Raw genomic sequence first — 25,872 nt, 5'->3', positions numbered from 1 at the left:
TCCCCAACCCGTTGGGAGCTCAGCTCATGACCGAGAACGGATCCGAACCCATCGGCAGACGCGGTCTCATCGTGACGGGCGCGGCGACCGCGCTTACCTTGGGAACCGTGAGCTTCGCGAGCGCGGCACCCGGCGGCGGCGCGGCCGGCCGCCCCGACGAGACGAGGGTGGTCCGCGGCACGCTGCCGCCCGGCTCCCCCGACTTCGTGTATCTGCCGGTCGAAGTGCCGGGTGGAGTAAGGGAGTTGGCGGTCTCGTACACGTACGAGAAGGTGACGGTGCCGGCCGGTACGCAGGGCAACGCCCTCGACATCGGCGTCTTCGACGAGCGGGGTACGGGGCTCGGCGGGGCGGGGTTCAGGGGCTGGTCGGGCGGGGCGCGTACGGAGTTCTTCATCCGCGCGGACGACGCGACGCCGGGCTATCTGCGCGGCCCGGTGCACGCGGGGACCTGGCATGTAGCGCTCGGCCCGTACACCGTGGCGCCGCAGGGCCTGCCGTACACGGTGACGATCACGCTGAAGTACGGCGAGCCCGGCACGACCCCGGCGCCGGTCTACCCGCCGACGCGGGCCAAGGGGCGGGGCCGGGCCTGGTACCGGGGCGACTGCCACATGCACTCGGTGTACTCGGACGGCGGCCGCACCCCGGCCCAGATCGCGGCACTGGCGCGGGCGGCGGGCCTGGACTTCATCAACACCTCCGAGCACAACACGAATGCGGCGCACCGGGCGTGGCAGGGCCTGTGGGGCGACGACCTGCTGATCATGACGGGCGAGGAGATCACGACCCGCAACGGCCACGTGGTGGCGCTCGGCACGAACCCGGGCACCTTCATCGACTGGCGCTACCGGGCCCGGGACAACCGTTTCGGCCACTTCGCGCGCGAGGTCCGCGCGGCGGGCGGCCTCGTGGTCCCGGCCCACCCGCACGCCACGTGCGTGGGCTGCAACTGGAAGTTCGGCTTCGGCGAGGCGGACGCGGTGGAGGTGTGGAACGGCCCGTACACCCCGGACGACGAGGTGACCCTCCAGGAGTGGGACAACTCCCTTACAGCGTCGGCGCGTTGGGGAAAACCGTGGACCCCCGCGATGGGCAACAGCGACGCCCACCGCGACCCGGACCGCATCGGCGGCCCCCAGACGGTGGTCCTGGCCGACGACCTGAGCCGGGAGGCGATCCAGGCGGGCCTGAAGGCGGGCCACTCGTACGTGGCGGAGTCGGCGCAGGTGTCCCTGTCCTTCTCGGTGTCCGGCGGCCACGGCCAGCACGCGGGCATCGGCGAACGCCTGCGGGCGGACGCCGCCGAGCCGGTGACGGCCCGCCTGGAGGTGACGGGCGCGCCGGGCTGCTCGGTGGCCTTCGTGACGGACCAGGGCACCCTGTACACGACCCAGCTCCCCGCCTCGGGCGCGGGCACGGCTCAGTGGCAGACGACCCCGCAGTACGCGACGTACATCCGGGCCGAGGTCCGCCACGCCCCGGTCGTCGCGGGGCTGCCGGGGCCGCTGGCGGCGTTCACGAATCCGGTGTTCCTGGACGGCCGGTAACCCGGCGTGACCCCGCGTCCGTGCTTATCGTTGTATTGCGCGGCTGCACTCGATCAAGCGGGCGGCAGCGGGGAGGAGCGCCACAGTGACTGTTCTTCAAGAAGACAGGATCAAGATGGCCGACCACGGCGACGATCTCGACAGCTGGTTCGAGCGACTCGAGCGGATGCCTGTCCCCGAGGGATACAGGGTCGAGATCGTCGAGGGGTTCGTCCACATGACGCCACAGCGGAACGTGCACTGGCAGATCATCCGAAGGATCATGCACGCCCTCGAGGCCAGGTTCGGAATGGAGGTCACTGCGCTCTCGGACGTGCGCATCGACTTCCCCGGCCATCTCAACGGATTCTGCCCGGACCTGGCGAAGGTCCGGGACGGGGTCGAAGAGGACTCCTACGGTCGCTGGCGCTACCAGGACATCGAATTCGTCGCCGAGGTCATCTCCAAAGGCACCGCCGCCAACGACTACGGCCCGAAGAGGCTGACGTATGCCACCGCGGGCGTGCCCGTCTACCTCATCGCCGACCCCTACACCGGCAAGTGCCACGTCTACACCGACCCGAAGAGAGGCGACTACCGGACCGAGCTCAGCGTCGCCTTCGGGGCCGAGGTCGACCTCACCGGGACCGTGGTCGACCTCGTCCTCCCCACCGACGGATTCCCTCGCGAGTGACCCCCCGCCGTACCCTCGCCCCATGACCAGCAGCACTCCCCAGTCCGTCGACCGCGCGCTCGCGATCCTCGATGCCGTGGCCGATGCGCCCCGCCCGGTGGGGGCCAAGGAGCTGGCCCGGGGGCTCGGCTGTTCGCTGTCGACCGTGTACCACCTGCTCGGGGCGCTCACCGCGCGCGGGCACCTCACCCGGACCACCGAGGGGTACGCGCCGGGGCCCCGGGTGCCCGCGCTGCACCGGTCCTTCCAGCGGCACCTGCGGCTCGCCCCCGGCGTCGGTGAGCTGCTCGGGCGGCTGCGCCGGGCCACCGGGGCCGAGGCGTACTACACGGCGTACCGCGGCGGGCTGATCACCGTGGTCGACAGCACCGCCCCCGTCACCGACATCGCCAACCCCTTCACACCCGGCCCCGAGATCCGAGCCCACGCCACCGCGCACGGCAAGGCGCTGCTCGCCGGGCTCCCCCGGCCGGTGCGCCGGCGCTACCTCGACGAGCACGGCATGGCCAGGTTCACCGACCGTACGATCACCGCCGCGGACCGGTTCGAGGCGGAGCTCACCCGGGTCCGCGGGCAGGGGTTCGCCGTGTCCATGGGGGAGGCCGATCCGGCGTACACCTGCCTCGCGGTCGCGCTTCCCGGTCCGCGCGCGGACGGCAGTGTGCATGCCTTGTCCGTATCGCTCGCCACCGCCGAGTTCCGCAAGCGGCACGGTGCGATCCGGGGCGCCGTGGCCCGGGCGGCCGCCGAGCTGGTGCCGGGGGCCTGAGCGGCCCGGCCGCGACGGGCTCCGGCCCGGATTCCGAGGGAGCCGGAATCGGCCGGCTCCCCGCTTGCACCGGCTCCGCCCACCCCCGCACCGTCGAGGCATGATCTTCATCGCCGTACGGTTCACCGTCCGCCCCGAGCACGCCGACAACTGGCTCACCATCGTGGACGACTTCACCCGCAGCACCCGCGCCGAGCCGGGCAACCTGTTCTACGACTGGTCGCGCAGCGTGGACGACCCCACCCAGTACACCCTCCTCGAAGGCTTCGCCGACGCGGCCGCGGGTGCGGCGCACGTCGACTCCGACCACTTCCGCGCGGGCATGGAGTCGATGGCCGGTGCCATCGCCGCCACCCCCGAGATCATCAACGTCGAGGTGCCCGGCCAGGGGTGGAACAAGATGGCCGAGCTGTCCCCGAAGTAGCCGAGCTGTCCCCGAAAGAGTCGACTAGCCCGGCCAGACGATCGCCTGGAGTTCGCTGTACGCGTGCAGGGCGTACGAGCCGACGTCCCGGCCCACCCCGCTCTTCTTGAAGCCGCCGAACGGCGCCTCCATGTTGCGGCCGATCGTGTTCACGCCGACCCCGCCCGCGCGCAGCTGCCGTGCGACGCGGAAGGCGCGGGCCACGTCCCCGGACCAGACGTAGTCGAGCAGGCCGTACTCGCTGTCGTTGGCCAGCGCGATGCCCTCGTCCTCGTCGTCGAAGGGGATGACCACCACGACCGGGCCGAAGATCTCCTCGCGGGCCACCCGCATGTCGTTGGTGCAGTCGGCGAGGAGGGTGGGGGCGACGTAGAACCCCCGGTCGTACGCGGGGCGTTGGCCTCCTGCCACGACCGTCGCCCCCTCCTTCCTGCCCAGCTCCACGTACGACTCGACACGGTCCCGGTGGGCGGCCGAGATCACCGGGCCGACCACCGTGTCCCGCGCGGTGGGATCGCCGACCTTCATGAAGCCCGCGTATCCCTTGAGCCTCTCGACCAGCTGGTCGTGGACGCCGCGCTGCACCAGGACGCGGGTCGGCGCGGTGCAGATCTGGCCGCTGTAGAAGGCGAAGGTCGTGCCGATGCCCAGGACCGCCGAGTCGAGGTCGGCGTCGTCGAAGACGAGCGCCGCGCCCTTGCCGCCCAGCTCCATCAGCTGCCGCTTCATGTCGCGGCCGCATGCTTCGGCGATGCGCTGCCCGACGGCGGTGGAGCCGGTGAAGCTGACCATGTCCACGTCCGGTGAGCCGACGGCCGCCTCGCCGACCGCGGGCGCGGAGCCGGTGACGACGTTCACCACCCCGCGCGGCACCCCCGCCTCCTCCAGCGCCTCGGCCATCCGGAACACCGACAGCGGGTCCTGCGGGGCGGGCTTCACCACGACCGTGTTGCCCATGGCGAGCGCGGGTGCGACCTTGCCCGCCGGGTTGGCCCAGGGGTTGTTGTACGAGGTGACGCACGTGACCACGCCGACCGGCTGCCGCACGGCGAGCGCCCCGAAGACCCCTGCCCTGCCCATGGGCCCGGCCTCGTTGATCTGCGGTACGAGCGCTTCCTCCACCGGCTCCAGGGCACCCTTCGCGTACCGGCGGAACCGCGAGACCCCGACCCCGACCTGCATGCCGCGCGCGGTGGCGGTGGTGGCGCCGGTCTCGGCGCGGGCCAGTTCGGCGTTCGAGGCGAAGTCGCGCTGCATGAGGTCGGCGGCCCGGTCGAGGATCGCGGCCCGCTCCTCCGGAGTCGTACGCGACCAGGAGGCGAAGGCCTCGCGCGCGGCGGCGGCCGCCCGGTACACCTGATCGCGGCTCGCCTCGGGCGCGAGCCCGACGACGTCCTCGGTGGCGGGGTCGAGCACGGGATAGTACCCGCCGTCGGGCTCGACCCATTCACCACCGACGAACAACTTCCGTTCATGGTCCGGCAGTTGAGAATTGCTCACTTGGTGCTCACCGTCCTGGTGTCGCGGCCCGAACGGAGCACCGTGCCCGGCACGGCCCCCGTCACCCGGTCGTCGCGGAGGGTCTCGATGCCGTTGACCCGGACCGAGACGACGCCGATCGCCTTGGAGTCGAGCCGGGGGCTGTCGCCCGGCAGGTCGTGTACGAGGGTGGCGGGGCCTGCCTCGATCCGTTCGGGGTCGAAGAGGACGAGGTCGGCGTGGAAGCCCTCCTCGATCCGGCCGCGCTCGCGGAGCCCGAACAGGCGGGCCGGATCGTCGGTGAGCATCTTCACGGCGCGCTCCAGGGGGACGAGCTTGCGGCCGCGCAGGCAGTCCCCGAGGAAGCGCGTGGTGTACGGGGCGCCGCACATCCGGTCGAGGTGCGCGCCCGCGTCGGACCCGCCGAGCAGCACGTCCTCATGCTCCCATGTCTCGCGGCGCAGCGCCCAGGTGGCGGGGTCGTTGTCGGTGGGCATGGGCCAAAGGACCGTACGCAGCCGGTCGTTGGCGCAGATCTCGACGAGGCAGTGGAACGGGTCGAGCCCGCGCTCGGCGGCGATGTCGCCGACGACCCGGCCCGACAGGCCCTCGTTCCCGGGGCTGTAGGTGTCGCCGATGACGTACCGCCCGAAGTTGGCGAGGCGGCGGAAGATCCCGGCCTCCTTGCTGTCGGCGCGGCGCAGCATCTCGGCCCGTACGCCGGCGTCGCGCAGCCGCTCGATGCGCTCGGGGACGGGCAGGCCGAGGATCTCGCCCCAGCCGGGGATGAGGTTGAGGGCGCAGAAGGTGCCGAGCGACATGTTCATGGGCGTGAGGATCGGCATGGTCAGCGCGACGATCCGGCCGCCGGCCTTGCGGGCGCGCTCGCTCGGGACCAGCTGACGGGGTACGCGCTCGGGTACGGCGGCGTCGATGGTGAGGACGTTCCAGTTGAGCGGACGCCCGGCAGCGGCGCTCATCTCGACGAGCAGATCGATCTCGTCGTCCGCGAACTGGTCGAGGCATCCGGCGACGATGGCCTCCAGCTGCGTGCCCTCGTGTTCGCCGACCGCCCTGCTGAGGGCGAGGAGTTCGGCCGGGAGCGCGTGCCGGGAGGCCACGGGCTTTCCGTCGCCGTCGGAGTGGGTGGAGGACTGGGTGGTGGAGAGCCCCCAGGCCCCGGCGTCCATGGCGTCGTGGAGCAGGGCGAGCATGGCGTCGAGCTGCTCGGGGCTCGGCTGCCCGCCGACGGCGTCCGGGCCCATGACGTGGCGGCGCAGGGCGCAGTGGCCGACCATGAATCCGGCGTTGACGGCGATGCGGCCGTCGAGGGCGGACAGGTAGTCGCCGAAGCTCGACCACCCCCAACCGACCCCAGTCTCCAGGGCCTTGAGGGACATGCCCTCGACCTTGGACATCATGCGGCGGGTGTAGTCGGCGTCCTCGGGGCGGTCGGGGTTGAGCGGGGCGAGGGTGAAGCCGCAGTTGCCGCCGGCGACGGTGGTCACGCCGTGGTTCATGGACGGCGTGGCGTACGGGTCCCAGAAGAGCTGGGCGTCGTAGTGGGTGTGCGGGTCGACGAACCCGGGGGCGAGTACGAGCCCGGTGGCGTCCTCGGTGCTCGCGGCGGCCTCCCGGACAGTGCCGGGGTCCGCGATGACGGCGATCCGGCCGCCCCTTATGCCGACGTCGGCGGGCCGGGCGGGGGCGCCGGTGCCGTCCACGAGGGTGGCGCCCTTGATCAGGTGGTCGAGCATGGGGTCCCTTTCCTGGGTACGGCGGCTTTGTCCTGCGGGGTACGCGGGGGGGCGGGCCCGGGGTCCGTTCTGGGTACGCGGGGCCCCCTCCGTTCTCCGCGTACGCGGGTCTGCCCCGCCGGGGCGGTTCTGCGTACGCGGGGTGCGCCTCCGCATTCCGCGTACGCGGGTCTGCCCCGGCCGGGGGCCGCCGCGAATGGCCTCCGGCCGGGGCCGGTTACGGGGCGGCGGTCCGGGAAGACACCGCCCCGCGTCTTTCTGCCCGGGGGCCTCTGCCCCCGGCACCCCCTGGTCTGGGGCGGGCCCCAGGGGGTTTGCCCACCCGCCCGCCCGTTGCTCAGCATGGAATGGGCTGAGCTCCTGGGGCTCCGCCCCAGACCCCACGGGTCGCCCACCCACCCGCCCGTGACGGGGACGGAAAGGTTCAGCCCTGGGGCTCCGCCCCAGACCCCATGTCTTTCGGCTTACGGGCCGTGCGTGGCTGGTCGCGCAGTTCCCCGCGCCCCTAGCAGGGTTGACGCTGGTCAGCACCGGCGTCTTTAGCCTGTCATGGGGGTCCCCCCTGGCCCTTAAGGCCTTGGGGGAGTTTGAGGACGAGCGCCCTTCAGGCGCGAACGGGGTCTGGGGCGGAGCCCCAGGAGTCCAGCTCAGCTCACCCGCACCCCCGGAGGGTCTCGGGAAGGGGCGGGGTGGGGGCATCCGGGGTCTGGGGGCGTCAGCCCCCCGCCGCTGACCGGAACCGGGACGACCGGTGCACCGGATCCGTGTCGATCTTCGGAATCACATGCTCCCCGATCAGCCGAATCGTCTGCAGCGTGTCCTCGAACGGCACCCCGATCGGCAGCCCGAACGACAGCTGATCCGCCCCCGCCTGCTCCCACCGCTTGCACTGCGCGGTGACCTCGTCCGGGTCGCCGCAGATCATCAGCTCCTCGGCGATGAGCAGCTCGATGATCTCCGCGTTGTACTCCGGCAGGGTCTCCGGCCACTCCGGAATCCCCTCCGGCCGGGGGAAGGTGTCGTGGTACCGGAAGACCAGCGACTGGAGCCGGTTGAGCCCGCCCTCGACCGCGATCCGTACGGCCTCGTCATGCGTAGGCGCACAGATCGCAGTCGACGTCACCATCACGTTGTCGTTGACGAAGTCACCGACCGGCTCGGCCTCCTGGATGGCCGTCTTGTACTGCTCCAGGACCCACTCCATGTCGGAGACCTTCTGCACGGAGAAGCCGAGCACCCCGAGCCCCTTCTTCGCCGCCATGGCGTACGAGGAGGGGGACCCGGCGGCGTACCACATGGCCGGGTGCGACTTCCCGTACGGCTTGGGGAAGATCTTGCGCGGCGGGAGCGACCAGTGCTTGCCCTGGAACCCCGGGTACTCCTCCTGGAGCCACATCTTGGGGAACTCCGCGATGGTCTCTTCCCAGATTTCCTTGGTGTAGTTCATGTCGGTGACGCCCGGTATGAACCCCAGGATCTCGTGCGAGCCCGCTCCCCGCCCGGACCCGAACTCGAAGCGGCCTTCCGAGAGGTGGTCGAGCATGGCCACCTTCTCGGCGACCTTCACCGGGTGGTTCACCTGGGCCAGCGGGTTGAAGATGCCCGAGCCGAGGTGGATGCGCTCGGTGGCGTGGGCGAGGTAGCCGAGGAAGACCTCGTTGGCCGAGAGGTGCGAGTACTCCTCCAGGAAGTGGTGCTCGGAGGCCCAGGCGTACTTGAAGCCGGACTTGTCGGCCTGGATGACGTACTTCGTCTCCTCCATCAGCGCCTTGTGCTCCGCCATGGGGTCGACCGCGGACCGTGCTGCCGGCACGTATCCCTGCACAAAGAGTCCGAATTCCAAGGGACTTCTCCTTCATGAGGTATCACGAGTTTCTGACGCATCGTCAGATTGTGACGAGCTCGACTGTTCCACCGGCCGCGAAGGCAGTCAATACCTGACGACGAGTCAGAACGTCTATGGGAAGAGGGCCTCAGAACAGCGACACCCCCGCCAGCCACCCCCCGTCGATGACGAACGGCTGCCCCGTGATGTACGAGGAGTCCTCGGCGGACAGGAACAGGGCGAGCGCGGCCACCTCCTCGGGCCTGCCGACCCGGCCGAGCGGCACCAGCTTGCGGTAGAGCTCGTCGAGAGCCGCGGAGGTCTCCGTGGCGTCCGCCGTCGGGTCCAGCTGGGCGGGGTTGGACATCGCCGTGTCGATGGCCCCCGGGCACACCGCGTTGACCCGGATCCCCAGATGCGCGAGCTCCATCGAGGCGACCCGGGTGAGCCCGAGGATGGCGTGCTTGGTGGCGGCGTACGTGCCGACCGCGCTCATGCCGGTCATCGCCGTGTACGAGGCGGTGTTGACGATGGTGCCGCCGCCCGCGGCGCCTATCTCGGGCGCGACGGTCTTGATCCCGAGGAAGCAGCCGACCTGGTTGACCTGCACGACCTGCATGAACTCGTCGAGCGGGGTGTCCACCAGCGCGTTGAATCGCAGAATCCCCGCGTTGTTGACAAGCCCGTCGATCTTCCCGAAGGCGCCCTTGGCGGCGCCGACTGCGGCCGTCCACTCCTCCTCCCGGCTCACATCGAGATGGACGAAGCGGGCCGCGCCCTCCCCCAACTCCTTGGCCAGCGCTTCCCCTTGCTCGTCGAGCACATCGGCGACGACGACCCTGGCCCCCTCGGCCACGAACAGCCGGGCCTCCTGCTCGCCCTGCCCCCGCGCCCCGCCAGTGATGAAGACGACCCGCCCGTCAAGCTTGCCCATGCCGTACTCCCAGCCGTAGAAGTGCCCTAGTCATTGAGGTACGGGCCGACGTCGGCCCCGAACGCGGCCATCTGGTCGGTGAGCTCGTCGCGCCCCCGGGAGCGGAACCGCACCTGGATCTGGTCAACTCCCATCGCCCGGTACGCGCGCAGCGACTCGGCGAGGGCCTCCGGTTTCCCGGCGAGGGTGCGCCGCCCGGTCTCCCAGCCGGGCTCACCGACGTACAGCGCCTCGGTGATCGCGCCGACCGTGATGGGGTCGACGATCCCGGCGCCCTCCCGAATGCCCTTCAACTTGGCGATCTGCGAGGGCAGTTCACTCCTCTTGTCCCCCTGGGGAAGCCAGCCGTCCCCGCGCAGAGCGGCCCGGCGGACCGCCGCCGGGGACGATCCGCCCACCCAGATCGGTACGTGCCGCTGGGCCGGCCGGGGCCGCTGCCCGAGCCCGCTGAACGCGAACCGCTCGCCCCGGAAGGACGGGTACTCCTCCGGCCCGAGCGCGGCCCGCAGCGCGTCGATGGTCTCGTCGAGCACGGGCCCGCGCCGCTCGAAGTCGGCCCCGACCGCCTCGAATTCCTCCCGTACGTGCCCGGCCCCGACCCCCAGGACCAGCCGCCCGCCGCTGAGGTGGTCCAGGGTCGCGTACTGCTTGGCGGTGACGAGGGGGTGCCGGAGCCCGATGACGGCCACATGACTCATCAGCCGGACCCGCTCGGTGACCCCGGCGAGGAAGGAGAGGGTGGCGACCGGGTCGTACCAGATGGTGCTCATCGGCCCGGCGAGCCGGCGCGGAATGGCAACGTGGTCGCAGCCGGCGATGTAGGCGAAGCCGGCCCGGTCGGCGGCCCGCGCGATCTCCACCAGATCGCCCGGTCCCGCCTCCGCCTCCCACCCCTCCGCATAGATGGTGCTCTGCGACTGGACGGGGAGCTGCATCCCGTACACCAGTCGCCCGTTCGGCAGTATCGGCACCGCGCGCCCGCCTCCACCCTGATCTGACGATCCGTCAAATGGCTTGGTGGGCCCATCGTCATAGCTGACGCATCGTCAGGCAAGGGGTGTGTAGCGTTTGGGACTTGGCGCTCAGCCCAGCAGTGCGTACACCGTGGACGCCCGGGCGGCGGGTTCCTCGGCGCCCTCGGCGGTCAGGGTGATCTCGGCGAAGGCCATCCGGCGCCCGAGCTTGGTGACGCGCGCGTCGACCAGTACGTCGACGCCGGTCACCGGGCGCTGGAAGGTGGTGGACTGCTGGACGGTCGTCATGGGCCCGTACGCCCCGCGCGCGGAGGCCACGGCGATGACGGTGGCGGTATCGGCGGCGGCCATCAGCGCCTGCCCGCTGATCCCGCCCCCGTCCCGGGCGAGCGCGTCACTCCAGGGCAGCCGCAGCACGGCATGGAGGTCGCCGGTGTCCTCCACCGTCAGCCCGAGATCGAGCACCCAGGGTGCGAAGTTGTCGGCCAGGATCTTCTCTGCTTCTGCGAGGGTCAGCGCCATGCCGTCCATGGTGGCGGCGGCCCGAACACATGTCACCGCCACCCGACGACGGACCACCCTGCCGCACCCCGGACCACCTGCGTCACCATGTGCCCATATCCCTCCACACAGTGATCCTCCACGGCTGCGCGGCAGCCGTCGTGGTACCCGGCACGAAGCTCGTCCAGTGGCGACCGGGGTGACCGCGCACGCGGTGAGCACGGCGGGCTGGAGCCCGACGGGAGGCGGCGACTCCGTGTCCCTGTGCGGCTTGGTCGGCGCCCTCGCCGTGACCCACGCCCTACACCCCGCCTCCTCCCCCTCCTGGCCCAGGCCGCGAGCCTGGTCCTGTGCGTTCTGAGCAACAACCATGGGGTGGGGGTGCTGGCGGGGGCGTGCTGGGGGCGCTGCTCACCGCCAGGAGGCTGGGCAACGCCGCCGCGTGTGAAGCGGGCCAGCCTCAACTCCCCTTCCGCTCAAGCAGAATCGGGCGATTGGCCACGGAAGCAGTCGGAGGAGACGGTCACCTCGATCATCGAGGAATACTCACCGCCTGCGGGCTCGATCCCCAGCCGGATGTCAACGGCGAGGTGGTCGGCAGAAGACTCAGCAATGATCTGCGGAGACTTCGACTGACTGCTGTCGACGCCGTCCTTGGTGATCTGCCACCCGTTCCGAGGAAGTTGATCCCGCAGCCGGTCCATCGCACGCCGCAACTCATCGTCTGGAACGCCGTAAACGCTCCAGGGGTGCCGCATCCTGTGGACCGCCTGGTCGTCCGGGTAGTCCGAACAGGCCAGTGTCGACGGTCCGGGCTCCGACACCTTTCCCTTGACCCCCATGATGTCGAGAAGCTGGCTCGACGTGTCCTGCACTTTCTTCTTCACTTGCGCATCGTCGCGAACTTGCACACTTTTCCCTCTCGACCCAGAACACCCTGAGAGAACCAATGCCGCGGCGACCAGGCCGATCGCCACTGAACGCCACTTAGTCATAGGTCACCTTGTTGTACCTGCCTGCTATGACGGCTGCCTGGTTGCGGAGACTCTCGGAATTATCGTCCCAGTACGCTCCATGATCTGCGGCATCTGACTTCATGATATTCGCGCCGAATTCCGGGTCGGTCGGGATCACCCAGTCGTCACCAAGACCTGCCAGATATCGTCCGCCCTCTCTCACCGCGACGTCATTGCCACCAGCAGACTCGGCCCACATGTGGCCGTGCTGGATACCTAGGTCGGCTGCTCGACGTGCCTGCATGCCGGGGCTGCCAACCGCAATGACATCATCGGCTGCCAGAGAGCCTTGTGGCCAATGGACGCTCTTGGCTGCGTCTCCGACGAGGGTACTGCCAAAACTGTGCCCAATCACAGTGGTATGTCCAGGACCCTCTCCAGCAGCCTGATGCGCTGCTCTATTGCCATCGAGGAAGTCGCGCAAAATAGGCCCGCCTCCTGCTGCGCGAGAATCAAACATGGCCTCCGGAAAAAGATCCCCCTTCTCCATAGGCTTCGCCGATCGCGGTGCGTCATAGTCGAACCATGTGATGGTGGATACCGGTTTCCCCTGAGCAAATTGCTGAGTTGCACCCCAGAGCGCCTCGCCTCGCCCCAAGTCCTTCGCAATGTTTTCCAGATGAGTTCCCGTACCCGGCACGTAGACTGCCGTGTGCGCTGCGGTGTCGGGGTTTCCGGTGGCCAGAATCACCCTCCCGTCGTGGGAGTTCGCCTCGGGATCGAAGCCAAGGAGATAGGCCTCAGGAAGACCATTATTTCCGGTGGAGTCAAATCTACTCTGAATGGCATCCATCCCCTTCAGAACATTCTGCAAGTGCTTCCGATCGTCACCGTACTTCTTGTTCCAGGACGTCCACTCGTCGGTATAGATCATGCCGTAGGCACCCATGAGCTTCATCTTGGGAGATGGCTCTGGGGGAATCGCCTGCAGACGCGTCGTGTACTCGCCGTGCTTCTCCGCCAGCACCATCCGGTTAGCCTCGTCGCGGACCGTCGCCGGAAGACCATTCAGGGCACCGGCGCTCGCCGGATACATGGCTACATAGTCGGACCTCTCCTGGTCGGAAAGGCCCTTCCACCATGCCGCGTTGTCTTCGCCATCACCGTCCTTCGGTGGACCCTTGATGTGACTCAAGTAGCCCTGGGCATCTGTGCGGACACCTTCCATGTCCTTCTGCGCATCAGCCCAGTCCCCATCGGACACGGTCAGGTCGTCGTCCGCCTTGAGCCTGCGCAGCTCCGGCGCCCACTTCTGGTCCGCCTCCGTGGCCTCCTTCAAGGCCTCCGCGATCCGGTTCGCGATGTCCTGGGCGATCGCGTAGTTCGGGTTGGGATCGAAGGCGCCGGCCTGCCGCTGGATTGCCCGAGCCTGGTCGGACAGGGTTCCGCTCGCCGACCCCGGCCCGGGCGGCAGGCCGCCCGGGTTCTGGCCCGCCGCCGGATAGGCAACCGAACCATCGGCACCCACCGTGAACCGATGCCCGTCCGCATCCGAGAGCGCCCGCTCCAGCTTGGTCTTCGCCGGGCGTACGTCGGACGCGAAGGCGTTCAGGGCCGTACTGATCAACCCGCACTCCACCTGTATGTAGTGGAAGTCCTTCGTCAATTCCCGCAGTTGCCCGATTGCGGCGTCGACCGTCTCGCCCTGCAGCGCCTTCTGCATCTGCGAAATGATCCGCTGCTCCAGCGCGTCCTTCGCCTGACTCGCCATGTCGCTGCTGGAGCGGTACCCGAGAGCCGCCTCCTCGAACTCGTGCGGCTTGAGCGCCTTCAGCGCTTCGACGTCCATCGTCTCAGGTCACCGCCCCTGGCCGCCGACACCAGGGGTGTCCTCGTACTGCTTGCCCATCTCGTCGAAAATGCCCTCGATGGCCTTGTCCGTCAGGAACAGGTCGTTACCCGCTCGCTCCAGCCCACCCTGGAGCTTGCTGCAACGCCCGGACACCTTGTCCAGATACGTCTTCCAGCTCTGGTAGACCTCAGCCTGGGCCGCCGCGCTGTCCACCCCGCCACCGGTGGCCAGCCCCTGCTGCCCCTGGTCGAGCGATCCCAGCGCCTTCTTCACATCGCCTGCCAGCTCTCCGACGGCGCGGCCTGCCGACGTCCACGCGGCCCGAGAGACCTTCACGTCCGCCGTGCCGACATCGGCCTGCGCGGCGCTCGCCAACCGCATCGCCGTAGCGTCGCGCTTGAGCTGCGCCCACTCCTCCTCGAACGACGCCACTCTTCCCCTCCACCTCACCCGCCCCGCTCTTACCGCCGCAACGCTAGGAGGGAGTAATGGGCAGGTTCATGAGTACGCGTACTCAATCACTCGTAGCCCGCACGGCGGCGGCACCGGCAGCAACCATCAGCCGCTGCCGGGCTCGTCATGGTCCACACGGTGACGGGACCGTCCCGGCAGCGTCAGCTCCGCCCACACCGTCTTGCAGGGGCCGGGCCCCGGCAGGACGCCCCAGCGGTCGGCCAGGGCGCCGACCAGCAGCAACCCGCGGCCCGATTCGCCGTACGGGTCCCTCCGCACGACCGGCAGCCGGTCACCCTGCGCATCCGTAACCTCGATGCGCAGGGTGACTTCATCGGCCCTGAGCAGGAGCCGCAAGTCTCGCCCCGGCACGCGCCCGTGCAACGCGGCATTGGCCGCCAGTTCGCCGACGACGTACTCGGCATCCGCGAAACCCCCTTCCCAGCTGCGGAGTCGCTCGGCCGCGAGGATCCTGGCGATCCGGGCGCCACGCCGGGTGCAGGAGAGCTGGACGCTGAACTCACGTACCCCTTGGGCAGTTTCTTGTTTCACGTCACTCAGCGTGGCCACCCGCACCTACTCTGGCGAGTGATCGAGTGAGTACACAGAGTTTCTGTCCCGGCGTTGTCCGGTGCCGTCCCGGCCGTCCCGGGTACGGCTGCCTCGGAGGTGGGTGTGGATCGACGACTGGGGCGTGGAGCCGGACGACGAGGCAAGCGCGGTGGTGGCGGCGGTGGGCCGGCAGCTCAAACTCTGGCGTGAGACAGCCGGGTTGACCGCGACAGAGTTCGGCGCGGCCATCGGGTACGGCGAGGACCTGGTCTTCAAGGTGGAGGGCGGCCGCCGGATCCCCCGCCCCGAATACCTGGACCAGGCGGATCAGGTACTGCGCGCGGGCGGCAGGATCGCAGCGATGAAGAAGGACGTGGCTGAGGCGCGGTACCCGAAGAAGGTACGGGAGCTGGCCAAACTTGAGGCAAGGGCCGTGGAGTTGTGCATGTACACCAACCACAACATCCACGGGCTGTTGCAGACGGAGGAGTACGCGCGGGCACTGCTGCGGACGTGGCGGCCCTCCTACTCGCCGGACGAACTGGAGCGGATGGTCGCCGCGAGGGTGGTCCGAGGTGCGGTCTTCGACCGCACGCCCGCGCCCGAACTCAGCTTCGTCCAGGAGGAGGTGACGCTACGACGGCCGATCGGAGGGGCCATGGTGCTGCGCCGCCAGCTCCAACGCCTCCTGGACATAGGCGAGTTGCCGAGCGTCGAACTCCAGGTGATGCCGACGTCCCGCGGCGACCACCCCGGGACCGGTGGACGGATTCAGATGCTGAAGTTCGGGGACGGTTCGGCCGTCGGGCGCACGGACGATGATTTCGCCGGGCGGCCGGTATCCGATCCGAAGCAGCTCCGTATCCTGGAACTGCGCTTTGGCATCATCCGGGCCCAGGCTCTCACGCCAGACGAGTCACGGGACTTCATCGAGCGAGTTCTGGGAGAGACATGATCCGCGAGTCCGCCGCCGCCGACGAGGGCATCGAGCTGGCGTGGTTCAAGAGCAGCTACAGCAGCAGCAGCAACGGCGAGGACTGCGTCGAGGTCGCAGCCTCGTGGTTCAAGAGCAGCTACAGCGACAGCAGCAACGGTAACGACTGCATCGAGGTCGCGCTCACCCCCCGCGCCATCCACATACGCGACTCCAAGAACACCGAGGGACCCTGCCTCGGGGTCGCCCCCCGCGCCTGGGCCGCCTTCGTCTCGTACGCCTCCGGCCGCTAGGCCCCGCCCCGGCGGTCACACCGGGCCCGCGAGGCCCGGTGTTCCCTGCGCGGCCCCGCCTACGCGGGTGCCCCCGCCCAGAGGCCCTCCGGGCTCAACCCCAGCAACCCGATCGCATTGCCCCGCACGATCCGCTCCACCACGTCCCCCTCCAGGTGCCCCATCTGCGACTCCCCCACCTCCCTCGACTTGGGCCACGTCGAGTCCGAGTGGGGGTAGTCCGTCTCGTACAGGACGTTGCCCACGCCGATCGCGTCCAGGTTGCGCAGGCCGAACGCGTCGTCGAAGAAGCAGCCGTACACGTGGTCCGTGAAGAGTTCGGACGGGGGGCGGTGGACCTTGTCCGCCACTCCGCCCCAGCCGCGGTTCTCCTCCCAGACCACGTCGGCGCGTTCCAGGATGTACGGGATCCAGCCGATCTGGCCCTCCGCGTACATGATCTTGAGGTTGGGGAAGCGTTCGAACTTGCCGCTCATCAGCCAGTCGACCATCGAGAAGCAGCAGTTGGCGAAGGTGATGGTCGACCCGACCGCGGGCGGGGCGTCCGGCGAGGTGGAGGGCATGCGGCTGGAGGAGCCGATGTGCATGGCGATCACCGTGCCGGTCTCGTCGCACGCCGCGAGGAACGGGTCCCAGTCGCCCGTGTGGATCGAGGGCAGGCCCAGGTGCGGCGGAATCTCCGAGAAGGCCACCGCTCGCACCCCGCGCGCGGCGTTGCGGCGGACCTCGGCGGCGGCCAGTTCCGCGTCCCACAGCGGGATCAGGGTGAGGGGGATCAGGCGGCCCCGCGCCTGGGGGCCGCACCACTCCTCCACCATCCAGTCGTTGTACGCCCGCACCGAGAGCAGGCCGAGATCGCGGTCCTTGGCCTCGGTGAAGGTCTGGCCGCAGAAGCGGGGGAAGGTCGGGAAGCACAGGGCCGATTGGACGTGGTTCACGTCCATGTCGGCGAGGCGGGACGGCACGTCGTACGAGCCCGGTCGCATCTGCTCGTACGTGATCACTTCTAGTTTTATTTCGTCCCTGTCGTAGCCCACCGCCGTGTCCAGCCGGGTCAGCGGACGGTGCAGGTCCTCGTACACCCACCAGTCTCCGATCGGCCCGTCGTCCCCCTTCGCGCCCATGACCGGGGCGAACTTTCCGCCGAGGAACGTCATCTCCTTCAGGGGGGCCCTGACGATGCGGGGGCCGATGTCCCGGTATTTGGACGGGAGGCGGTCCCGCCAGACGTTGGGGGGCTCCACCGTGTGGTCGTCCACCGAGATGATCTTCGGGAAGGTCTCCATGTCGTTTACGGTAGACCTGATCTGACGATCCGTCAGCTAGTTCAACCTCCACATCCCGCCCGACGCGCGGCGGACAGCGCTTGCGATGAGTGTGCAGGGCATGTGTCGAAGCCTTGTGCAGAGCGTCACCTGCTGCTGACGCGACCCCTCCGGACAGGGCAGACTGGCGGGGAGCAATCCAGAAGTACGGGGGTACAGGGGGCAGCTATGGACCGTGACGGCGGGACGCGCGTACCGGAGCAGCGCGCTCCGGTACCGCCGCCGCAGCGCTCGACGGGGCACCTCGTCCAGGCGGCGGCCGAGCACGACGCGGAGGCATCCGGCGCCGGGCTCCGCTTCGGCGTGCTCGGACCCGTACGGGCCTGGCGGGGCGAAGAGGCCCTGCCGTCCGGCTCCCCGCAGCAGCGCGCCCTGCTCGCCGCCCTGCTCCTGCGCGACGGCCGCACCGCCACCGCCGCCGAACTCATCGACGCCATCTGGGGCGAGGAGCCGCCCTCGCAGGCCCTGGCCGCGCTCCGGACGTACGCCTCCCGGCTGCGCAAGGTGCTCGACCCCGGGGTCCTGGTCAGCGAGTCCGGCGGCTACGCGATCCGGGCCGGCGCCGCCACCCTCGACCTCGCCGAGGCGCAGGAGCTGGCGACCGCCGCCGAGAAGGCGCGGGCCGGCGGCGAGAAATGCCGTGCCCGCGAGCTCCTGAACGCGGCCCTCGCGCACTGGGACGGCGAACCGCTGGCCAACGTGCCGGGCCCGTACGCCGAGAACCAGCGCACCCGGCTCGCCGAGTGGCGCCTCCAGCTCACCGAGGCGCGGCTCGACATGGACCTGGAGGCGGGCTGCCACGCCGAGGCCGTCTCCGAGCTGACCGCGCTGACCGCCGCCCACCCGCTGCGCGAGCGGCTGCGCGAACTCTTGATGCTGGCCCTGTACCGCAGCGGGCGCCAGGCCGAGGCGCTCGCCGTGTACGCGGACACCCGGCGCCTCCTCGCCGACGAGCTCGGCGTCGACCCGCGGCCCGAGCTCGCCCGCCTCCAGCACCGCATCCTCCAGGCCGACGAGGACCTGGCCCGGCCACCCGCCGACGCGCCCGTCTCCGCCCCGGCGCCGGTCCGTCCGGCCCAACTCCCCGCGTCCGTACCGGACTTCACCGGACGTGCCTCCTTCGTGCGCGAGCTCACCTCGCGGCTCGCCAGCGCCGAGACCACGGTCATGGCGGTCTCCGCGCTTGCCGGGATCGGGGGCGTCGGCAAGACCACCCTCGCCGTGCACGTCGCCCACACCGCCCGCCCGTACTTCCCCGACGGCCAGCTGTACGTCGACCTCCAGGGCGCGGGGCAGCACTCCGCCGAGCCGGACACCGTGCTCGGCGCGTTCCTGCGCGCGCTCGGCACCCCGGACTCGGCGATCCCCGACTCGATGGAGGAGCGCGCGGCCCTGTTCCGCTCGACGCTCGACGGCCGCCGGGTCCTGGTGCTGCTCGACAACGCCCGTGACGCGGCCCAGGTCCGCCCGCTCCTGCCGGGCACGGCGGGCTGCGCGGCGCTCGTCACCAGCCGCATCCGCATGGTCGACCTGGTCGGCGCGCACCTCGTCGACCTGGACGTGATGTCCCCGGACGAGGCGCTCCAGCTGTTCACCCGGATCGTCGGCGTGGAGCGGGTCTCCGCGGAGCGCGAGGCGGCCCTTGACGTGGTCGCCGCCTGCGGCTTCCTGCCGCTCGCCATCCGCATCGCGGCGTCCCGGCTCGCCTCGCGCCGTACCTGGACGGTGTCCGTACTCGCCGTGAAGCTCGCCGACGAGCGCCGCCGCCTGGACGAGCTCCAGGCCGGCGACCTCGCGGTCAAGGCCACCTTCGAGCTCGGCTACGGCCAGCTGGAGCCCGCCCAGTCCCGCGCCTTCCGCCTCCTCGGCCTGCCCGACGGGCCCGACATCTCCCTCGCCGCAGCGGCCGCCGTCCTCGACCTGCCCGAGCAGGAGACCGAGGACCTCCTGGAGTCGCTGGTCGACACGTCCCTGGTGGAGTCCGCCGCGCCGGGCCGCTACCGCTATCACGACCTGGTGCGGCTCTACGCGCGTTCCTGCGCCGAGCGGGACGACATGCCGTCCGTGGAGCGCGAGTCGGCGATGTCGCGCCTGCTCGACTTCTATCTGGCGACCGCGTCCGGGGTGTACGCACTGGAGCGGCCGGGCGACCGCCTCGTGGACCACCTGGAGCCCACCACGCACTTGGGCCTGGTCTTCGACGACCGCCACGCCGCCCAGGACTGGCTGTACACCGAGGCCGACCCGCTGCTCGCCTGCGTACGCCAGCTGTCCGGGCCGCGCACCCTGCGGCGCGCCGTCGACCTCCTGTACGCGGCTCTCGACCTCGGCGAGTCCGGCGCCAACTCCAAGCAGTACGAGGCGACCGCCGAAGCCGTCCGCGAGGCCGCCCGCACCTGGGGCGACACCCAGGCCGAGGGCCGCGCCGTGATGACGCTGGCCAACGTGCACCAGCTGGCGGGCCGGTTCGAGCCGGCCGACCGCGAGGCCCAGGAGGCCATGCGGCTCGCCGGGACCACCGCGGACCCGCTGCCGCTGTGCTGGGCCTCCAACGCGCGCGGCATCATCGCGCTCTACCAGAACCGGCACACCGACGGCGAGACCCATCTGACCCGCGCCATCGAGGCGTTCCGCGCCGACGACAACCGGCCCGGCGAGGCCAGCGCGCTGTGCAACCTGTCCCGCATCCACCTGGCCATGGGCCGCACCGCGAGCGCGGTCACCCTGGCGCAGGAGGGCCTCGACATCTACGACGCGATGGGCCACGAGCTGCGCGGCGCGAACGCCCGCTACGCGCTGGGCCTCGCGCTCACCAAGGGCGGCCAGCTGCCTGCCGCGGCGGACCGGCTCAACGAGGCGCTCGAAGTGTTCCGGGACAGCAGGCAGCGCCTGTGGGAGGGCATGACCCTGTTCCGGCTCGCGGAGGTCGACCTCGCGGGCAGGCGGCCCGCGCAGGCCGCGGCCAACGCCGAGATGGCGCTCACCGTGCTGCGCGGCATCGGCGGCGAGTGGCGGCGCGGCAACGTCCTGACCGTGCTCGGACAGGCTCTGGCGGCCATCGGCCACGCCGGCCGGGCCCAGGTCTGCTGGCGCGACGCGCTGGTCATTTTCGAGGAGCTGGGCTCGCCGGAGGCCGTCCAGGTCCGCGCCCTGCTCAGCCCGCTGGCGGCCGCATAACGGCCCTGGTCAGCACGTTCATTGAACGTTTATCGGCACCCGTCACTCTCTTACATGTCGGCCCGGCGCGTCGGGGGGCGCGAGAGCCGACAGGACGGCCGGACATTAATCTGTCGGCCCTGGCAAGTCCGTCCGGCCACCCTCGGGGGAGTGGCCGGACGGTTTCGCCATCTATTCAGGCAGCGTCACCAACGGGAGATGAGAATCATGAGCGACGTGAAGAAGAACGAGCCGCTCGTCACGCCGCAGGACCAGCACGCCACGGACGAGCCCGCCATCGCCACGCTCGACCAGCACACCACCGGCACCCCGGTCACCACCCTTGACCAGCACGCCACGGGCGAGCCGGCGATCACCACGCTCGACCAGCACGCCACCTCGGAGCCCTTCAAGCCGAAGGCCCAGTAGCCGATCCGAGCGGGGGACGGCCGCGGCGGCGGGGGAGGGGAGCCGCCGCGGCCGGGGGGGGAAGCAAGACCATCGGTGCGGACCCGCTGGGGGGCGGGCCCGCACCGCCGCCGTTCCACGAGCGGGCCTCGGGCCGGGCCGCCTCCGTCACCGAGGTCAGGCACCGGCAACGCGGCGAACCCGTCCCGCCGCCATCACGCGGGCATCACCGGAACGTCGTACTGCGGGATCCACTTGTCCCGCGTCACCAGGGTCATACCTTCGGTCTGCGCCTGAGCGACGAGTATCCGGTCGAACGGGTCTCTGTGGTGCACCGGGAGGCGGCCCGCCCGCACCCCATGCCCGGCGGTGATGGGCAGGCCGGTGAACTGGCTGTCGCGCACCCGCTCCGCCAGGTCGGGCGGCCCCTCAAGCTTCCCGAGGGACTGCTTGATGGCGATCTCCCACGGAGACACCGCGCTGACGTACACGCCAGGCTCGGTGTCGAGGAGGTTCTTCATCTCTCCCGACAGCTCCGGGGAGTCGTCCAGCCACCAGAGCACCACGTGCGTATCCAGCAGAAGACGCATCAGCGCATCCCCAGCGCGTCGGCGATGTCGTCAGGCAGCTCATCGAAGTCGTCCGGGATGCGGATCTGCCCCCGGAGTGATCCCCGACCGGTCCGCCGCACCTTGGGGCGCAACGGAACCACCTTGGCCACCGGCTCACCTGCTTTGCTGATCACGACCTCTTCGCCGGTCGCGACCTGTTCCAGAATCCGGGAAAAGTGCGTCTTGGCTTCATGGACGTTGTACTGACGGGCTGCTTCCACGGCTGCCTCACGGTGCGATCCAGGGTGGACTAAGTGGTGGACTAATACTAGCCCTCTGTGCTGTCCACCGCACCCTTCGAGCCCGTCGCAACCACCCCGGCATGCCCGCACTCGTCAATCTGCCGCGCCCCTCAGCTCCCCCTTCACCACCTTCCCGCTCGCGTTCCGCGGCAGCTCCGCCACGAACTCGACCTCCCTCGGCACCTTGTAGTTCGCCATCTCTCGGCGGGACCAGGCGATCAGGTCGTCCGCCGTCAGGGGTGAGCCGGGGCGGCGGACCACGTACGCCTTGCCCACTTCGCCCAGGCGCGCGTCCGGGATGCCGATCACCGCCACGTCGGCCACTTCCGGGTGCAGGCCGAGGAGTTGCTCGATCTCCGCCGGGTACGCGTTGAAGCCGCCGACGATGAACATGTCCTTGATCCGGTCGGTGATGCGCAGGTTGCCCGCCTCGTCCAGGACGCCGACGTCACCGGTGTGCAGCCAGCCCTCGGCGTCGATCGCCCGCGCCGTCTCCGGCCCGTCCTCGTAGTAGCCCCGCATGACGTTGAAGCCGCGCACCAGGACCTCGCCCGGGTCGCCCGGGGCGGCGAGGACCCGGACCTCCGTGCCGGGTATCGCGCGGCCCGAGGTCGAGGCGATGACCTCCGCCGGGTCGCCGCGGCGGCACATCGTGACGATGCCGCTCGCCTCGGACAGGCCGTACGCGGTCAGGACTGTGCCCACGCCCAGCTCGGCCCGCAGCCGTTCGACCAGGCGCAGCGGGACGACCGCCGCCCCGGTCACCACCAGCCTGAGCGCGCTCAGGTCGTGCTGGTCGCGGGCCGGGTGGTCCAGGAGCGACTGGTGCAGGGTGGGCGGGCCCGGCAGGACCGAGATGCGTTCGGCGGCGATGTTCGCGAGCGCGGTGTCGATGTTGAACACGGGCTGCGGCACCATCGTCGCGCCCCGCATCAGGCACGCGATGATGCCCGCCTTGTAGCCGAAGGTGTGGAAGAACGGGTTCACGATCAAGTACCGGTCGCCCTCGCGCAGGCCCGCGAGGTCCGACCAGATCGCATAACCGCGCAAGGTCTGGGCGTGGGTGATCACCGCGCCCTTGGGACGTCCGGTGGTGCCCGAGGTGTAGATGATGTCGGAGGGGCTTTCCGGCTCGATGCCGTCCGCCCGGGCCGCCACCTCCGCGCCCGCCACCCCCTCCCCGCCCGCCAGGAAGTCCTTCCACGTACGGAAGTTGTCGGGTGCGTCGTCCGAGAGGACCACCACCTGCTCCAGGTGCGGGAGCGAGGGCAGCGGACCGGGGCCGGAGCCCTCGGCCGTCGCTCGGCGCAGTGAGGCGACGTACGAGGTGCCCAGGAACGTGCCGGTCACGAAGAGCAGCTTCGCGCGGCTGCTTTCGAGGACGTACGCCGCCTCCGCGCCCTTGAAGCGCGTGTTCAGCGGCACGAGCACCGCGCCCGCCGTCACCGCGCCGAGCGCCGAGACGATCCAGTCCGCGGTGTTGGGCGCCCAGAGGGCGACCCGGTCGCCGGGCTCGACGCCGGCCGCCAGGCACGCGGCGGCCGCGCGCTCGACCCGCTCGCCGAGCTCCGCGTACGAGATGTGGCTGCGGCCCTCGACGACGGCCTCGCGCTCGCCGTACCGGACGGCCACGGCGCGTACCAGCTTCGCGATCGTGCCCCACTCCAGGTCCCCGCGCATCGACAGCCCCATCGAAAGCTCCTCCCGGCACTTCCCCAAGCTCTCAACTCCGTTCGAGCAGGGGAGACCCCATTGCTGACTAACCGTCAGATTAGCTGTAGCCTCCTCCGCTGTCAGTACTGGTGACGCTCGTGGAGGTGGGGCCATGGCCACCCTGAAGGACGCGACAGCCATAGTCGGGATCGGGCAGACGCCCTTCGCCAGGCAACTGCCCGAGTCGGAGAAGGAGTTGGCGTGCCGGGCGATCGTCGCCGCGCTCGACGACGCGGGCATCAGCCCCGCCGAGGTGGACGCGTTCGCCTCGTACACGATGGAGGAGACCGACGAGGTCGAGGTCGCCAAGTCCATCGGCGCGGGCGACGTGACCTTCTTCAGCAAGATCGGCTACGGGGGCGGCGGCTCCTGCGCGACCGTCGGGCACCTGGCCGCCGCGATCGCCACCGGGCAGGCGAATGTCGGCGTGGCATGGCGGTCACGGAAGCGCGGAAGCGGACCAAGACCCTGGAAGAACACGGCAGTTCAGCTTCCCACCCCGGCCCAGTGGACGCGCCCGTTCGGGCTCCTCAGGCCGGCCGACGAGATCGGCATGCTGGCCCGCCGCTACCTCCACGAGCACGGCGCCACCCGCGACCACCTCTTCAACGTCGCCCTCGCCTGCCGCAACCGCGCCAACCAGAACCCGGCCGCGATCATGTACGAGCGCCCGCTGACCCGCGAGATGTACATGACCTCCCGCTGGATCAGCGAACCCCTCTGCCTCTTCGACAACTGCCTGGAGACAGACGGTGCGTTGGCGTGCGTCGTCGTCTCAGCCGAGCGCGCCCGCGACTGCCGGCAGAAGCCCGTGTACGTGCACTCCGCCGCCCAGGGCCTGCCCGCCCAGCACCACGGCATGGTCAACTACTGGAACGACGACCCGCTGACCGGCCCCGCCTGGACCGCCGCCCGGCACCTGTGGAAGCAGGCCGACTTCGGCCCCGACGACGTCGACGTGGCCCAGATCTACGACGCGTTCACCCCGCTCATCCCGCTCTCCCTGGAGGGCTACGGCTTCTGCGGGCGAGGCGAAGGGGCCGCGTTCACCGAGGGCGGCGCCCTGGAGATCGGCGGGCGGCTGCCCATCAACACCGGGGGCGGCGGCCTGAGCGAGGCCTATGTGCACGGGTTCAACCTCATCAACGAGGGCGTCAAACAGCTGCGCGGCCACAGCACCGCCCAGGTCCCGGACGCCGCCACCTGCCTGGTCACCGCGGGCGAGGGAGTCCCCACCTCCGCCATTCTGCTGAGGAGTTGACAGATGCTTTCCCCTGTTGTGGACGACGACGGCGCCCCCTTCTGGGAGTACGCGGCCCGGGGCGAACTCCGCGTCCAGGCCTGCGCCGCCCCCGACTGCGGCCGGCTCCGCTTCCCGCCCCGGCCCTGCTGCCCGCACTGCCAGTCCTTCGGCAGCGAGTGGCGCCGGGTCTCGGGCCGCGGCCGCATCTGGTCGTACGTGCTCCCCCACCCCCCGCTCCTCCCCGACTACGCGGCGCAGGCCCCGTACAACGCGGTGGTCGTCGAGCTCGCCGAGGATCCGCTGATCCGGCTCGTCGGCAACGTGGTCGCCGAGCCGGACGCGGCCCTCGACTCGGTCGACCCGGCCCGGCTGAGGATCGGCGCCCGCGTGCAGGTCGCGTTCACCGAGGTCGACGGGATGACCGTGCCGCGCTGGCTCCTGGAGCGCGCATGAGCGTCCTGGTGGACCGCGACAAGGAGACCGGCGTCGCGGTCGTCACCTTGAACCGGCCGGAGCGCCTGAACGCGGTGGATCTGGAGATGGTGGATCAACTCCTTTCGATTTGGCGGGAGTTGAGGTTCGACGACACGGTACGGGCGGTCGTGCTGACGGGCGCCGGGGAGCGGGCCTTCTGCACCGGCATCGACCGCTCGGCCGAGGTGCCGCAGCCGCCGTCCCCGTACTCGACCGACGATCCGCTGATCGCGCTCGGCCCGAAGGCGAACGACCTGTGGAAGCCGGTGATCGCCGCCGTGCGCGGAATGGCCTGCGGCGGGGCGTTCTACCTGCTCGGCGAGGCGGAGTTCGTGATCGCCGCCGAGGACGCGACGTTCTTCGACCCGCACACGACGTACGGGATGGTAAGCGCGTACGAGTCGATGTACCTCGCGCTGCGCATTCCGCACGGCGAGGCGGCCCGGCTCGCGCTCATGGGGACGGCCGAGCGGATGTCGGCGCGGCGGGCGTACGAGATCGGCTTCGCGAGCGAAGTGACCGTTTCGGGTGAGGAGTTGGGGGTGGCGACTCGGTGCGCCGAGACGATCGCCTCGTTTCCCACGGAGGCGGTGCAGGGGACGGTGCGGTCGCTCTGGGCCGCGAAGGAGCCCACCCTGGCCGCGGCCCATGCGCGCGCCCCGGGGTTTGTGGCACTGGGCAACTTGCCGGCCGCGCGACAGGCGGAGCTGTTTGCTGCTCGGCGGCCGGGGGAGTTCCGGATCAGGTGAGGGCCGGTCCGGCAAGCGGTCTTGC

At 70.4% G+C, this 25,872-nt stretch carries 25 protein-coding genes; 11 read left to right on the top strand and 14 right to left on the bottom strand.

The window, feature by feature from the left end; genetic code table 11:
• Nucleotides 1–26: 26 nt before the first annotated feature.
• From ACSHXC_RS22355 to ACSHXC_RS22340, 4 genes are all read left to right on the top strand, one after another.
• Nucleotides 27–1,550, top strand: a complete 1,524-nt coding sequence (locus tag ACSHXC_RS22355; protein ID WP_438293294.1) for a CehA/McbA family metallohydrolase — start codon at nt 27–29, stop codon at nt 1,548–1,550.
• An 85-nt stretch (nt 1,551–1,635) separates the two neighbouring features.
• Nucleotides 1,636–2,223 (top strand): Uma2 family endonuclease, encoded by a 588-nt coding sequence (locus ACSHXC_RS22350; RefSeq protein ID WP_438293293.1) that lies wholly within the window; start codon nt 1,636–1,638, stop codon nt 2,221–2,223.
• Between the two features lie 22 nt (nt 2,224–2,245).
• Nucleotides 2,246–2,992, top strand: a complete 747-nt coding sequence (locus tag ACSHXC_RS22345) for an IclR family transcriptional regulator (protein ID WP_438293292.1) — start codon at nt 2,246–2,248, stop codon at nt 2,990–2,992.
• Between the two features lie 100 nt (nt 2,993–3,092).
• Nucleotides 3,093–3,416 (top strand): putative quinol monooxygenase, encoded by a 324-nt coding sequence (locus ACSHXC_RS22340; RefSeq protein WP_438293291.1) that lies wholly within the window; start codon nt 3,093–3,095, stop codon nt 3,414–3,416.
• 24 nt (nt 3,417–3,440) lie between these two features.
• Here the strand turns inward: ACSHXC_RS22340 and ACSHXC_RS22335 are convergent, their stop codons facing one another.
• The 10 genes from ACSHXC_RS22335 to ACSHXC_RS22290 form a co-directional block, all read right to left on the bottom strand.
• A complete protein-coding gene (locus ACSHXC_RS22335; RefSeq protein WP_438293290.1) occupies nt 3,441–4,916 on the bottom strand; it encodes an aldehyde dehydrogenase family protein in 1,476 nt (491 codons plus the stop codon).
• Nucleotides 4,913–6,652 carry an N-acyl-D-amino-acid deacylase family protein gene (locus ACSHXC_RS22330; protein ID WP_438293289.1) on the bottom strand — a complete coding sequence of 580 codons (1,740 nt, stop codon included), beginning with the start codon at nt 6,650–6,652 and terminating at the stop codon, nt 4,913–4,915. The genes ACSHXC_RS22335 and ACSHXC_RS22330 overlap by 4 nt, the downstream gene beginning before the upstream one ends.
• A 715-nt stretch (nt 6,653–7,367) precedes the next feature.
• Complete coding sequence (locus ACSHXC_RS22325; RefSeq protein WP_438293288.1) at nt 7,368–8,495, bottom strand: LLM class flavin-dependent oxidoreductase; 1,128 nt, start codon at nt 8,493–8,495, stop codon at nt 7,368–7,370.
• A gap of 130 nt (nt 8,496–8,625) precedes the next feature.
• Nucleotides 8,626–9,411 (bottom strand): SDR family NAD(P)-dependent oxidoreductase, encoded by a 786-nt coding sequence (locus ACSHXC_RS22320; protein WP_438293287.1) that lies wholly within the window; start codon nt 9,409–9,411, stop codon nt 8,626–8,628.
• Nucleotides 9,412–9,437: 26 nt separating this feature from the next.
• The gene (locus tag ACSHXC_RS22315) at nt 9,438–10,382 is read right to left on the bottom strand and encodes an LLM class F420-dependent oxidoreductase (protein ID WP_438293286.1); all 945 of its coding nucleotides are present in this window, start codon (nt 10,380–10,382) and stop codon (nt 9,438–9,440) included.
• A gap of 111 nt (nt 10,383–10,493) precedes the next feature.
• The gene (locus ACSHXC_RS22310) at nt 10,494–10,907 is read right to left on the bottom strand and encodes a PaaI family thioesterase (RefSeq protein ID WP_438293285.1); all 414 of its coding nucleotides are present in this window, start codon (nt 10,905–10,907) and stop codon (nt 10,494–10,496) included.
• Nucleotides 10,908–11,362: 455 nt separating this feature from the next.
• The gene (locus ACSHXC_RS22305; protein WP_438293284.1) at nt 11,363–11,773 is read right to left on the bottom strand and encodes a hypothetical protein; all 411 of its coding nucleotides are present in this window, start codon (nt 11,771–11,773) and stop codon (nt 11,363–11,365) included.
• Nucleotides 11,774–11,873: 100 nt separating this feature from the next.
• Nucleotides 11,874–13,691, bottom strand: coding sequence for an alpha/beta hydrolase (locus ACSHXC_RS22300; RefSeq protein ID WP_438293283.1), 1,818 nt, complete (start codon nt 13,689–13,691; stop codon nt 11,874–11,876).
• 9 nt (nt 13,692–13,700) lie between these two features.
• Nucleotides 13,701–14,126: a hypothetical protein gene (locus ACSHXC_RS22295; protein WP_438293282.1), complete on the bottom strand. Its 426-nt coding sequence runs from the start codon at nt 14,124–14,126 to the stop codon at nt 13,701–13,703.
• Nucleotides 14,127–14,252: 126 nt separating this feature from the next.
• Nucleotides 14,253–14,699 carry an ATP-binding protein gene (locus tag ACSHXC_RS22290; protein WP_438293281.1) on the bottom strand — a complete coding sequence of 149 codons (447 nt, stop codon included), beginning with the start codon at nt 14,697–14,699 and terminating at the stop codon, nt 14,253–14,255.
• A 121-nt stretch (nt 14,700–14,820) separates the two neighbouring features.
• On the opposite strand from ACSHXC_RS22290, the gene ACSHXC_RS22285 reads away from it, so the two are divergent.
• Both ACSHXC_RS22285 and ACSHXC_RS22280 read left to right on the top strand, forming a co-directional pair.
• Nucleotides 14,821–15,654, top strand: a complete 834-nt coding sequence (locus tag ACSHXC_RS22285) for a helix-turn-helix domain-containing protein (RefSeq protein ID WP_438293280.1) — start codon at nt 14,821–14,823, stop codon at nt 15,652–15,654.
• Complete coding sequence (locus tag ACSHXC_RS22280) at nt 15,651–15,926, top strand: DUF397 domain-containing protein (RefSeq protein WP_438293279.1); 276 nt, start codon at nt 15,651–15,653, stop codon at nt 15,924–15,926. The genes ACSHXC_RS22285 and ACSHXC_RS22280 overlap by 4 nt, the downstream gene beginning before the upstream one ends.
• A 59-nt stretch (nt 15,927–15,985) precedes the next feature.
• On the opposite strand, the gene ACSHXC_RS22275 is transcribed toward ACSHXC_RS22280, so the two are convergent.
• Nucleotides 15,986–17,212 (bottom strand): amidohydrolase family protein, encoded by a 1,227-nt coding sequence (locus ACSHXC_RS22275; protein ID WP_438293278.1) that lies wholly within the window; start codon nt 17,210–17,212, stop codon nt 15,986–15,988.
• Nucleotides 17,213–17,419: 207 nt separating this feature from the next.
• On the opposite strand from ACSHXC_RS22275, the gene ACSHXC_RS22270 reads away from it, so the two are divergent.
• Nucleotides 17,420–20,428, top strand: a complete 3,009-nt coding sequence (locus ACSHXC_RS22270) for a BTAD domain-containing putative transcriptional regulator (protein WP_438293277.1) — start codon at nt 17,420–17,422, stop codon at nt 20,426–20,428.
• A 207-nt stretch (nt 20,429–20,635) separates the two neighbouring features.
• Entirely contained in the window at nt 20,636–20,836 is a 201-nt protein-coding gene (locus ACSHXC_RS22265) for a hypothetical protein (protein WP_438293276.1), read from the top strand.
• 194 nt (nt 20,837–21,030) lie between these two features.
• Here ACSHXC_RS22265 and ACSHXC_RS22260 read toward each other — a convergent pair whose 3' ends face one another.
• From ACSHXC_RS22260 to ACSHXC_RS22250, 3 genes are all read right to left on the bottom strand, one after another.
• Nucleotides 21,031–21,405, bottom strand: coding sequence for a type II toxin-antitoxin system VapC family toxin (locus ACSHXC_RS22260; protein WP_438293275.1), 375 nt, complete (start codon nt 21,403–21,405; stop codon nt 21,031–21,033).
• Nucleotides 21,405–21,647: a type II toxin-antitoxin system Phd/YefM family antitoxin gene (locus tag ACSHXC_RS22255; protein WP_438293274.1), complete on the bottom strand. Its 243-nt coding sequence runs from the start codon at nt 21,645–21,647 to the stop codon at nt 21,405–21,407. Before ACSHXC_RS22255 ends, ACSHXC_RS22260 begins: the two co-directional genes overlap by 1 nt.
• A 114-nt stretch (nt 21,648–21,761) precedes the next feature.
• Nucleotides 21,762–23,348: a FadD3 family acyl-CoA ligase gene (locus tag ACSHXC_RS22250; protein WP_438296749.1), complete on the bottom strand. Its 1,587-nt coding sequence runs from the start codon at nt 23,346–23,348 to the stop codon at nt 21,762–21,764.
• A 145-nt stretch (nt 23,349–23,493) separates the two neighbouring features.
• Here ACSHXC_RS22250 and ACSHXC_RS22245 point away from each other — a divergent pair, with 145 nt between their 5' ends.
• From ACSHXC_RS22245 to ACSHXC_RS22235, 3 genes are read left to right on the top strand one after another with little or no spacing between them, the layout of a single operon-like run.
• On the top strand, nt 23,494–24,642 hold the full coding sequence (locus ACSHXC_RS22245) for a lipid-transfer protein (protein WP_438293273.1): 1,149 nt from the start codon (nt 23,494–23,496) through the stop codon (nt 24,640–24,642).
• Nucleotides 24,643–24,645: 3 nt separating this feature from the next.
• Nucleotides 24,646–25,077: a Zn-ribbon domain-containing OB-fold protein gene (locus ACSHXC_RS22240; RefSeq protein WP_438293272.1), complete on the top strand. Its 432-nt coding sequence runs from the start codon at nt 24,646–24,648 to the stop codon at nt 25,075–25,077.
• Nucleotides 25,074–25,847: an enoyl-CoA hydratase/isomerase family protein gene (locus tag ACSHXC_RS22235; RefSeq protein WP_438293271.1), complete on the top strand. Its 774-nt coding sequence runs from the start codon at nt 25,074–25,076 to the stop codon at nt 25,845–25,847. The genes ACSHXC_RS22240 and ACSHXC_RS22235 overlap by 4 nt, the downstream gene beginning before the upstream one ends.
• Nucleotides 25,848–25,872: the final 25 nt, after the last annotated feature.

This window comes from Streptomyces sp. HUAS TT7 (assembly GCF_051550175.1).
GTDB lineage: Bacteria > Actinomycetota > Actinomycetes > Streptomycetales > Streptomycetaceae > Streptomyces.
This window is presented reverse-complemented; position numbering and strand designations above follow the sequence as displayed.